Origin of the sequence: Leptolyngbya sp. AN02str, from assembly GCF_050565595.1 — a bacterium.
Taxonomy (GTDB): Bacteria; Cyanobacteriota; Cyanobacteriia; order Elainellales; family Elainellaceae; genus Kaiparowitsia.
On the sequence record NZ_JBNXVR010000019.1, the window covers coordinates 101,790 to 113,198 of the forward strand.

The 11,409-nt window shown below is 54.8% G+C and carries 8 protein-coding genes; 3 read left to right on the forward strand and 5 right to left on the reverse strand.

All coding sequences use genetic code 11. From position 1 onward, the window contains the following. Positions 1-282: 282 nt before the first annotated feature. On the reverse strand, positions 283-1,554 hold the full coding sequence (locus tag ACQ4M4_RS15770; RefSeq protein WP_430685393.1) for a lipid-A-disaccharide synthase: 1,272 nt from the start codon (positions 1,552-1,554) through the stop codon (positions 283-285). A gap of 410 nt (positions 1,555-1,964) precedes the next feature. Between ACQ4M4_RS15770 and ACQ4M4_RS15775 the strand changes: the two genes are divergently transcribed. Then, on the forward strand, positions 1,965-3,650 hold the full coding sequence (locus ACQ4M4_RS15775) for a glycosyltransferase family 39 protein (protein ID WP_430685394.1): 1,686 nt from the start codon (positions 1,965-1,967) through the stop codon (positions 3,648-3,650). A 621-nt stretch (positions 3,651-4,271) separates the two neighbouring features. After that, a complete protein-coding gene (locus tag ACQ4M4_RS15780; RefSeq protein ID WP_430685395.1) occupies positions 4,272-8,273 on the forward strand; it encodes a magnesium chelatase subunit H in 4,002 nt (1,333 codons plus the stop codon). A 108-nt stretch (positions 8,274-8,381) separates the two neighbouring features. Here the strand turns inward: ACQ4M4_RS15780 and ACQ4M4_RS15785 are convergent, their stop codons facing one another. The 4 genes from ACQ4M4_RS15785 to ACQ4M4_RS15800 form a co-directional block, all read right to left on the reverse strand. Next, positions 8,382-9,425 carry a dipeptide epimerase gene (locus ACQ4M4_RS15785; protein WP_430685396.1) on the reverse strand — a complete coding sequence of 348 codons (1,044 nt, stop codon included), beginning with the start codon at positions 9,423-9,425 and terminating at the stop codon, positions 8,382-8,384. Between the two features lie 35 nt (positions 9,426-9,460). Beyond that, a complete protein-coding gene (gene purQ, locus ACQ4M4_RS15790; RefSeq protein WP_430685397.1) occupies positions 9,461-10,159 on the reverse strand; it encodes a phosphoribosylformylglycinamidine synthase subunit PurQ in 699 nt (232 codons plus the stop codon). 125 nt (positions 10,160-10,284) lie between these two features. Further along, the gene (gene purS, locus ACQ4M4_RS15795; RefSeq protein WP_430685398.1) at positions 10,285-10,566 is read right to left on the reverse strand and encodes a phosphoribosylformylglycinamidine synthase subunit PurS; all 282 of its coding nucleotides are present in this window, start codon (positions 10,564-10,566) and stop codon (positions 10,285-10,287) included. Between the two features lie 107 nt (positions 10,567-10,673). Next, the gene (locus ACQ4M4_RS15800; RefSeq protein ID WP_430685399.1) at positions 10,674-10,796 is read right to left on the reverse strand and encodes a hypothetical protein; all 123 of its coding nucleotides are present in this window, start codon (positions 10,794-10,796) and stop codon (positions 10,674-10,676) included. Between the two features lie 129 nt (positions 10,797-10,925). On the opposite strand from ACQ4M4_RS15800, the gene ACQ4M4_RS15805 reads away from it, so the two are divergent. Next, positions 10,926-11,327, forward strand: a complete 402-nt coding sequence (locus ACQ4M4_RS15805; RefSeq protein WP_430685400.1) for a Fur family transcriptional regulator — start codon at positions 10,926-10,928, stop codon at positions 11,325-11,327. Positions 11,328-11,409 lie beyond the last annotated feature (82 nt).

The window sequence follows — 11,409 nt, forward strand, 5'->3', positions numbered from 1 at the left end:
GGTCGATTCGTAGCAAACCTTTATTGCTTGACCCGGCTGCTTGTATAAAGGTTTCCCAATTTCGCGGTTTGCTCCTCAGTTTTTCCGGATGCTGCTGCCCCCTCTAGGAAGAATGGAATGGTAGATGCACCCTGATTCTAAGCCCTCCTTCACCCCTCGGGGTGGGGGAGGGCTTTCCTTTACTAGAGGGACGTTCACTGCTACAGGACTTACGCAGTTGACTGGTGTTTGGGGATGACGTGCGTAAGTCCTAAAGCTGTTCGTTTGAGTTGCCTGTGAGCTTTATGCAGAGGGATGCAAGTGCAGCTCTTCCATCAGAATATGGACGATCTTCTGGGCGGCTCCACGAGTGCCACGTGCTTGGCGCATGCTTTCTCGCATGGTGGCTAGGGCTGTGGGGTCGTCCAGCAGATCTAACGCTTGCTGGGCGACTTCTTGGGGGTCGAGCTTGCCAATGAGTTCTGGCACAATTTTGCGGCCTGCCCAAATGTTGGGCCATGCCAGCAGCCGCGATGAGCGCAGAAACCAACTGTTGATGGCCCAAGCCAAGACTGAGCCAATGCCAGGTAAATTGGCTAACAACCCAGGAATGCCATCCCATGCGCGCATGGCATCGAGCTGTTGGGTGGGAATGAGTACCAGCATGGGCACCGCCAAAGCCCCCAGTTCGGCAGTATTGGCTCCAACGGTGGTGATGCACAAGGTGCATTGCGACAGCAAATCGTAGGCTGGGAACTGGGTATACAGCTCAAACTGGGCTCCGTTTGAGGTTTTGAGCTGGGGGCCGGTTTGGGTGGTTACCAGACGGGCGCTAGGATTGCCAAAGTAACGAGCGATCGCATTGTGCTCGGGGTTGGCAAATTGGGCTAATGTTTCAGGCTCTAGCGTGGGGGCAACCGGAATGACGAAGCGAATCTGGGGGCGGTGGGCATGGATATAGTTGGCGATCGCTGTAATGAGGGGCATCCCTTGCGACAGCTTGGCCGATTTTGACCCAGGCAAAAAGCCAATGATGGGTGAGCGAGACGAAGTCGTAGACGAGCCAACCGCAGGAGCAAGCTGCTGGGCATCGTCAATTTCGCCCATGAGGTCGCCCACCACCGTGAACTTGTGGGCATAGCGTGGTTTGGCGCGCTCGGCAACGGTGGGATGCATCACAGCAAAACGGTTGACCCAACGGTGCCAGCGTGCTTCCCACTCGGCGTAAATGACAGTGGAATAGCCCAACCGCTTGCCAATGATGACGGGATAAATTTGATCGCCGCCTAAAAATAAAACAACGCCGCGATCGCGCCAAGCCCAGTTCTCTTCTGTTTTGCCAAACAGCAAAAACGAGTAGAAGTGTTGTGCCCCTTGAATGCGGTCAATTTCGGGATAGCGGCGAGCGACGGCAACTTCTTTGCCACTGGCATTCGGGCAGGGTGACAAAATGAGCGAGATGCGCACCTGGCTGCGATCGTGACCGAGTTGCCGTCGCAGCTCTTGCACCACAGGACGCACCCACGTTGTGATTTCGCCTGGACCATTCGAAAGAATCAGAATATCAATCGCCACAGAATGCTCTCCGCTCCGCCTTTTTCAGAATACAAGTCTGTGTCGTTGTCCAGTGATGTGGGGAAGTTTGGAGCAAAAATTGTGTGAACCTGTGGATGCGGTTTGCGGAAAGTGTAAGGACTCCAAGGGCGATGCTTCAGCGGGTTCTGCCGAGTTTTGCCCCGCCGGGTTGCAGCGATCCCTTAATTGAGATACCTTGATTCAGTTCAATTGACCCAAGGCAGGATTGACTCAATCGTGCCTTGGCGCATGGTTTACCGCACGCACGCTTCTATGCAGGTTGTGCGGCCTGTGTTCCCAGACTTGGCAAACTTGTCGGATTTTTTCCAGGATTTGTGAAGATCCGCATAATGGGGTGTGACCTTTTCGTCAGCAGGCTCAAGTAGGTAACTGGGACCGTGAGAAGCAGCATGTTTTCTGAAAAAGGCGCCGTGGGCGTCACCTACCAGCAACTTAAGGTGGTGTTGCTGGTGTTGATTGCGGTGGGCGTGATATTCCGCTTTGTGAACTTGGCGGGCAAGGTGTACTGGCACGACGAAACCTACACCTCGCTGCGAGCAGCAGGCTACACCCGACAGGAAATTGATGATGCGGTCTTTCAAAATCAGACCCTGCCTGCGGCTGAGCTGCAACGATTTCAGGACTTAAAGCCCGATAGCACTGTGAGCGATACCGTGCGATCGCTCATGCTTGAAGATCCCCACCATCCGCCGTTCTACTTTGTGATGGCCCGAGGATGGATGCATGTGTTTGGTGGCTCGATGCTGGCATCGCGGTTCTTTCCGGCGTTGTTGAGCTTGCTATCTCTGCCGTTGATGTACTGGCTGGGGATGGAGCTGTTTGCGTCTCCCCTGGCGGCTTTATTAGCGACAACGCTGTTGGCCCTGTCTCCGTTTGATGTGCTGTTTGCCCAAACGGCTCGGCAGTATAGTTTGCTAACGGCGCTGACGATTGCCGGTAGTTGGCAACTGTTGCGATCGCTCCGTAGTTCGAACTGGCCAAACTGGTTGGGCTATGGGCTTATCAATGCGATCGGGCTGTATACCCATCCTTTTTTTACCTTTGGGGTGGTGGCTCAGGGGGCTTATGTGCTACTGCGGCAGTTTGTTGTGCCTCCTGCCCAAGTTCGCATGATGGGCGGGGTGCGAAAGCTGGTGGCTCCCTGGTTGGGCTATGCAGGGGCGATCGCCCTTGCCCTATTGCTCTACGCACCGTGGACCTGGGTCATGATTGCCAACAGCCAGCGGTTAACGGCAACCACTGACTGGGCTAGGGTTTCGCCAGGGTTTGGAGTATTGGCTCGGCTATGGAGCTTAAGTTTCACATCGTTGTTCTTTGATTTGGATGTTGGGTTTGACGATCCCGTCACCTATCTATTCCGACTGCCATTCTTAATGGCGATCGCCCTTGCGTTCTATACCCTATTGAGAAAAACGCATCCTGCCATGTGGCTGTTTCTGCTGCTGTCATCCACGATTCCATTCCTCATGCTGGTGATTCCAGATGTGATTGTGGGTGGCAAGCGATCGGGCTCAACGCGATATTTGCTGGCGTGCTTCCCTGCGATTCAGCTCGCGGTAGGCTTTTGGCTATCAGTTCATCTGTCGCAGTTCAAGGCATGGTGGAGGCGTGTGGCCTTGGCCCTGTTTTTTGCGGCGAGTGTGGCGTCGCTGTCGGTGAGTGCGCTAGCTACCACTTGGTGGTGTAAGGATCTCAGCTATTTCAATGGAGAAATTGCTGAGCAAGTCAACGGTTTGTCGGCTCCAGTTTTGGTGAGTGATGTGGGCGATGATTTTACCAACACGGGCGATTTGCTGTCGCTGAGTTATGAGTTGAGCGATCGCGTCGTTTTGCTTGCGCTGCAACAGCCGATTGATTTGGCCATCATTGAACGCAACTGGAGCCCTGATATGCGACTGTTCCGCCCATCGGGAGCAATGTTTGAAGCGCTACGGGCAAACGGCTGGACGGTAGAAGCCACCCATGGCGCCGGTCGATTGTTTTCACTTCAACGGCCGCCTCGCCCGCAAGCGCCACCACCGCCCGCCCAGCCTGGAACACCATCGTCGCAGCGTAACACCTTGTTTCCGGCCTAGCGGCTGCCGATGGGTATTCAGTAACCGCTCGGCAGTGACCACTCTAAACCGTGTCAGCGGGTCCCCGTTTGGACATTGACTGTAGGGGACGGCATGACAAATTTCCCAAAAAACTGTAGCCCCTACCCACGGCACGCCAATCTGAGAGGGGGGAATGTTCTAATGAGTGCCAATGAGTGAATCCAATGAGCAAAATGCCCCTGACCGATTCTGAAATGCATATGAACTGGCAAAAGTACAGTAAATTTTCTGGCAATTTTTTGGCAAAACTGGCGGTTTTTAATGAATAAATTCAATTAAGTAAATTAGGGATATTTATCAATTGTGAAAGCATTGACTTTCTCCTGAGTCAAGAAGTGTGAATAAATATCTCTTTCTTCTTATCAAATTGTGTCATCCAGGGTCTAGAAACTCCATTTTTCAAGGGTTTTCTGGTTTAATCAAAACTTGTAGCACTGTTACAACGTTGCTCAACTTTGGTTTGTTCATGCAGTTGGGTAGTGCGTTCTTACTTGTTGGGAGGGCGCTCTATCGAGTTGGTAGCCGAGTTGTGCTGCTTGTTGTAGTGCATCTGATGCAAAAAGTGGATGATAACCCCCCTTTGAGAAGGAGCCTAGCTGAATGTTCACTAACGTCAAGCCTACGATCCGGCATATCGCACCTGACGATTTGCAAGGACGTGGATTGGTGAAGGTGGTCTATGTCGTGTTGGAGCCACAGTACCAGAGTGCTCTTTCTGCGGCAGTTCGATCCATCAATGAGAACAACCCTAATGTCGCAATCGAAATTAGCGGCTATTTACTGGAAGAACTTCGGAATGCCGAGAATTATGAGGCGTTTCAGCAGGATGTTTCTGAAGCCAACATTTTTATCGCATCGCTCATTTTTATCGAAGATTTGGCCGAAAAAGTGATCGCGGCGGTAGAGCCCGTGCGCGATCGCCTGGATGCGGCGGTGGTGTTTCCCTCGATGCCTCAGGTCATGCGCCTGAACAAGATGGGCAGCTTTTCGATGGCACAGCTGGGCCAGTCCAAGAGTGCGATCGCCCAGTTCATGAAAAAGCGCAAGGAGCAGTCGGGCGCGGGCTTCCAGGATGCCATGCTGAAGCTGCTGAACACCTTGCCCAAGGTGCTGAAGTACCTGCCCATGGACAAGGCGCAGGATGCTCGTAACTTTATGCTCAGCTTCCAGTACTGGCTAGGGGGCTCGTCCGAAAATCTGGAAAACTTCTTGCTGATGCTGGTGGACAAGTACTGCTCGGCCAACGCCAGCTTTGCTACGCCCCAAGCGCTGCAATATCAGGAGCCGGTGACCTATCCCGATATGGGCATTTGGCACCCCATGGCCCCTCAGATGTTTGAGGACATCAAAGAATATTTGAACTGGCATAACTCCCGCCGCGACCTGCCCGAGGAATCCAAAGATCCCCTGGTGCCCAGCGTTGGTTTGGTGCTCCAGCGCACTCACTTGGTCACGGGCGATGATGCCCACTACGTGGCGATGATCTCGGAGCTAGAAGCCATGGGCGCACGGGTGATTCCCGTGTTTGCTGGCGGTCTGGACTTTTCCAAGCCCGTGGATGCCTTCTTCTACGACCCCATTAGCAAAACGACGCCCATTGTGGATGTGGTGGTATCGCTGACGGGCTTCGCGCTGGTGGGTGGCCCCGCTCGTCAGGACCATCCCAAGGCGATCGAGTCGTTGCAGCGATTGGCTCGCCCCTACATGGTGGCGTTGCCCCTGGTGTTCCAAACGACCGAAGAGTGGCAGGAAAGTGAGCTGGGTCTGCACCCAATTCAGGTGGCGCTGCAAATCGCTTTACCCGAACTGGATGGCGCGATCGAGCCCATCATTCTGTCAGGTCGGGATGGCGCAACCGGAAAGGCGATCGCCCTGCAAGACCGAGTAGAAGCGATCGCTCAGCGGGCCATGAAGTGGGCCAATCTGCGCCGTAAGCCCAAGCTCCACAAGCGGGTTGCCATTACCGTTTTCAGCTTCCCACCAGACAAAGGAAATGTAGGAACTGCCGCGTATCTCGACGTGTTTGGCTCCATCTACAAGGTGATTGAAGCCCTACGCGATAACGGCTACGACGTGCAGGGTCTGCCTGAGAAGCCAGAAGACCTGATGCTGGAAGTGCTGCACAACGCACAAGCCCAGTACAACAGCCCCGAGCTGAACATCGCCTACAAGATGTCCGTGGAAGAGTACGAGCGGCTGACGCCCTACTCCAAGCGGCTGGAGCCCTCTTGGGGGCCACCGCCAGGACACCTCAACACCGATGGCCAAAACCTGCTGGTGTACGGGAAGTCCTTTGGTAATGTGTTCATTGGCGTCCAGCCCACCTTTGGCTACGAAGGCGACCCAATGCGGCTGTTGTTCTCTCGTTCGGCCAGTCCGCACCACGGTTTTGCCGCCTACTACACCTACCTGGAGAAAATTTGGGGCGCAGATGCGGTGCTGCACTTTGGCACCCACGGTTCGCTGGAGTTTATGCCGGGTAAGCAGATGGGCATGTCTGGCGAGTGCTATCCCGATAGCCTGATTGGCACCATTCCCAACCTCTATTACTACGCGGCCAACAACCCCTCGGAGGCAACGATCGCCAAGCGCCGCAGCTATGCGGAAACCATTAGCTATCTGACCCCTCCCGCCGAAAATGCCGGGCTGTACAAGGGGCTGAAGGAACTGAGCGAACTCATTGGCTCCTACCAAACCCTGAAGGATTCGGGGCGCGGGGTGCAGATTGTGGACACCATTATGGACAAGGCCCGCATCTGTAACCTGGATAAGGATGTGGCATTGCCGGAGTGCAACGCCGCTGACCTCAGCCAGGATGAGCGCGATAGCATTGTGGGCAAGGTCTACATCAAGCTGATGGAGATTGAGTCTCGCCTGCTGCCCTGTGGTCTGCATGTGATTGGTAAGCCGCCCACTGCGGAAGAGGCGATCGCCACGCTGGTCAACATCGCCGGATTGGATCGCGAAGAAGACGGCATCATCAGCCTGCAGCGCATTATTGCCAACAGCATTGGCCGCAACCTGGAGGAGATTTACCAAAATAGCGATCGCGGCGTTTTGGGCGATGTGGATCTGTTGAACACCATCAACATGGCCACTCGTGCTGCGGTGAGCGCCACGGTTCATTCCCAAATTGATGCCGAGGGCCGCGTGTCCCGTACCTCGTTGCTGGGCAATCTGTTCAACTTTGGCAACAACGGTAAAAAAGAACCCTGGGTTGAATCCCTGCACGAGTCGGGCTTCCCCAATGTGGATACCGAAGTGCTGAAGCCGCTGTTTGAATACCTCCAGTTCTGCCTCAAGCAGGTGGTGGCGGATAACGAACTGGGCGCACTGTTGACTGCATTGGAAGGGCAATACATTACCCCTGGCCCTGGCGGCGACCCTATCCGCAACCCTGATGTACTGCCCACCGGCAAGAACATCCACGCGCTGGATCCCCAATCCATTCCCACGGCGGCGGCGGTCAAGTCAGCCAAAGTGGTGGTGGATCGCCTGATTGCCCGCCAAGCGGCAGACAATGGTGGAGCCTACCCCGAAACGATCGCTTGTGTGCTGTGGGGAACCGACAACATCAAGACCTACGGCGAATCGTTGGCCCAAATTCTGTGGATGGTCGGTGTCAAGCCTCTGCCCGACTCGCTGGGTCGAGTCAACAAGCTGGAGCTGATTCCGTTGGAAGAGCTGGGTCGTCCCCGCATTGACGTAGTGGTGAACTGCTCGGGCGTATTCCGTGACCTGTTCATTAACCAAATGGCCCTGCTCGATCGCGCGGTCAAAATGGCGGCTGAAGCCGATGAGCCTGTGGAAATGAACTTCGTGCGCAAGCACGCCGTGCAGCAAGCGGAAGAGTTGGGCCTCAGCATTCGTCAAGCTGCGACTCGCGTGTTCTCTAATGCATCGGGTTCCTACTCCAGCAACATTAACCTGGCGGTGGAAAACGGCACCTGGGAAAACGAAGAGGAACTGCAAAACATGTACCTCGCGCGCAAGGGCTTTGCCTTCTCGTCCGATAATCCGGGCGTGATGGAGCAAAACGAAGACCTGTTCCGCGCCAGCCTGAAGACAGCAGACGTGACCTTCCAGAACCTAGATTCGTCGGAAATTTCGCTCACAGACGTGTCGCACTACTACGACTCTGACCCAACCAAGATCGTGTCGCGCCTGCGGGATGACGGCAAAAAGCCCGCCTCCTTTATGGCAGACACCACTACGGCCAACGCGCAGATCCGCACGCTCTCGGAAACGGTGCGGTTAGATGCCCGCACCAAGATGCTGAATCCCAAGTGGTATGAGGGCATGCTGAGCCACGGCTATGAAGGCGTGCGCGAGCTGTCAAAGCGGTTGGTGAACACCATGGGCTGGTCGGCCACGGCAGATGCGGTGGACAACTGGGTTTACGAAGACACCAATACCACCTTCTTTAAGGATGAGGAGATGTGTAAGCGGTTGATGGATCTCAACCCCAACTCCTTCCGCAAGATGGTGACCACCCTGCTTGAAGCGAATGGTCGCGGCTACTGGGAAACCAGCGAAGACAACCTCGATCGCCTGCGTGAGCTGTACCAGGAAGTGGAAGACCGTATCGAAGGGATTGAATAACGTTTGTGTGGCTAGGCTAGCCCTAGCCGTTCACTAAAAGATCCCATGGCAAAAGCCCGCACTATGGTGCGGGCTTTTCTGCGTGACTGGAGGCTGCTTGCGATCGCATCAAGCGCAAGTCACGCCCAGACCCGGCAAATCATTAGGCTTGAGATACCCATCAACCATCGTTGCCCCAACGAACGGATCGTCGATAAGGTTGAGGTGACTATCGAGATCGAGATGGGTGGCGAAGGGGGCGAGGTGACTGGCGGCAGTGTTGGAAAGGGCACTGTCGGAGTAGCAACCAAACATGAGTTGCAAGCCGTAGGTTTGAGCAGTATGAATCATGCGCAGGGCTTCGCTCAGTCCGCCCGATTTCATCAGCTTGATGTTGATGCCGTGGACGCGATCGCTCAATCCTGGAATGTCTCGACGATCGAAGCAGCTTTCGTCCGCAAATAACGGTAGGGGCGATCGCTCGTATAGCGGCAACAAATCCGCTTCCTGGCCCTGGGGCAACGGTTGCTCCAGATAGGTAACCCCACGATCCGCTAACCATTGGCTCATGGCGATCGCTCCCTCCAGCGACCAGCCCCCATTGGCATCCACGCTCACCTTGGTCCCGGACGGCACCTTTTCCATCACCGCCTCAAACATGAGCTGATCCGCTTCTAGCCCCGTTGGACTTCCCAGCTTAATTTTGACGGCCTTGACGGTGGTAACCTCCAGCCATTGCACCAGTCGATGCTGTGCAGCTTCGGGCGTGTTGATGCCAATCGTGACGGACGTTGGCCCAATGCGGCTGAGGTCGAGTCCCCATAATTTCCACAAGGGAACCCCAAAGGCTTTGCCGAGCCAGTCATGCAGCGCCAGGTCAATTGCGGTGCAAGCAGCGGAAGGCAATTTGGCCTGCGCACACAGCTCCTCAATTTTCTGGCGATTGAACGGGGTGAAAGATTGAAGTTGGGGCGCGATCGCACTCAGGGATTGGGCGATCGCCTCGGTTGTTTGCGGGACACCGCGTACCGAAAAGGGCGAGGCTTCTCCCCACCCCTCAATGCCATCATGCTCCAGAACCAGCCACAGATTGGTGGTTTCGGCGGTGGTGCCTCGGCTAATCGTGAGCGGCACCCGCTTGTGAACCGTGAACGGCTCCACCCGAATTTGCATGGTTTATCCCAATTCTGCATGAACCGTTGACGTAACTAAGCGGCTCCCACCATGGCTTGCAGCACGCTTTCAAACAATCGGAACCCGTCGGTGTTGCCCAGCATGGGGTCAGAGGCGCGCTCGGGGTGGGGCATCATGCCCAGCACATTGCCGCGCTCGTTGCAGACTCCGGCAATGTTGTTGAGGGAGCCATTGGGGTTGCTGTCGGGCGTGGTTTCGCCGTTGGTATCACAATAGCGGAACACCACTTGCTGATTGTCTTCCAATGCTTTAAGGGTGTCAGCATCGGCAAAGTAGCAGCCTTCGCCATGGGCAATGGGAATGGTGACCACTTCCTGGGGCTGGTACTTTTGAGTCCAGGGCAAATTCGTTCGCTCGACACGCAGGGGCACGCGATCGCACACAAAGTGCAGGTCTCGATTCCGTACCAGCGCACCGGGCAGCAGTCCTGCCTCGGTCAATACCTGGAAGCCATTGCAAATGCCCAGAACTAAACCGCCCTTCTCAGCATGTTCAATGGTGGAGCGCATGGCTGGAGAAAACCGAGCGATCGCCCCACAGCGCAAATAATCCCCATAGCTAAACCCACCGGGCACAATAATCACATCCAATCCCGACAGGTCGCTGTCTTCGTGCCACACCATGCGGGTGGGCTGGCCCAACAAATCGCGCGCCACCATTGCCGCATCGCGATCGCAATTGGAGCCCGGAAACACAATGACACCAAAGTTCATACGTTTAAGTGAAGAGAGTAAGGGAAACGGGTAGCCCAATCCTAACGAAACTCAAGGCGAAGCGAAACTTAAGGTGAACAGTAGACCTGACCCTGGCCCGTACGTGTTCTTCTAACGGTTGGCCTTTAAACCTTGGCTTCAGCAGGAGCTTCAGCAGGGCTCAGTTCCACTCGGTAGTTTTCAATCACAGGATTTGCCAAAAGCTGATCACACATATGGTCAAGCTGCTGACGTGCTGCGGCCTCATCGTCGGCCATTAACTTGACTTCGACATACTTGCCAATGCGCACCTGTTCAACGTTGTCATATCCCATGTGGCGCAACCCCGACTGTACGGCAACCCCAGCAGGGTCGAGTACCGAAGGACGCAGCGTTACAAAAATTTTGGCCTGATACGTTTGACTCACCGACTTTAACCAGCAGCAACGAATCTCATTCTATAGCAATCCCCGATCCCGTTGATTTACCAGTCTCAAAACCCGCAAATGACAACGGTATGATGAAATTGGATCTCCTAGCCATGCATGTTTGCAATCAAGGGCGATCGCCCTTTAGCCCCAATGGCTGTTAAGGCTGCTTTGAGAGAGGGCACTTGCTCAAAAAAACCTTCAAGAGTCGTCAGATGTGGGGGATTCATCAACCTCTAGCCTGACAGACAACTGGATTGTTGTAGATGTAGGCGATCGCAGCACTCCTCCCAAATGCCCTCCCGCATGTATGTGCTCCTCTGCCTAAGCTGAACCCAGCACACCCGTGACCTAACCTTATGAACGTACGCCGAACCCGCAATCAAGCAAGGATTTTAGAGTTGCTAAAAGCCACGAACCGCGCCTTTTCAGCTCAAGAAATCTATCTTGAATTGCGAAACCTCGGACAAACCATTGGCCTTGCCACCGTATATCGAGCCCTGGAGTCTCTCAAAATTGAGGGTGTGGTTCAGGTGCGAACCCTGGCTAGCGGCGAATCGCTCTATAGCTCCATGCAGGAAGATCGCCACCACCTGACTTGCGTACAGTGTGGAGACTCGATTGCCATCAGCGAATGCCCCGTCCACCAGCTAGAAGAAGAACTCAACCGTTCTTACCGATTCAAAATTTATTACCATATGCTGGAATTTTTTGGGCTGTGCACCCGTTGCCAAATGGCCAATACCCAATCTGAGTCATAAGTCATCCGCTACAGGGCGCGATTCAAATCCAACAATTTCTAGACTTACGTATTGGTGTCGTGGGGGGGGGGGGGGGGGGGGG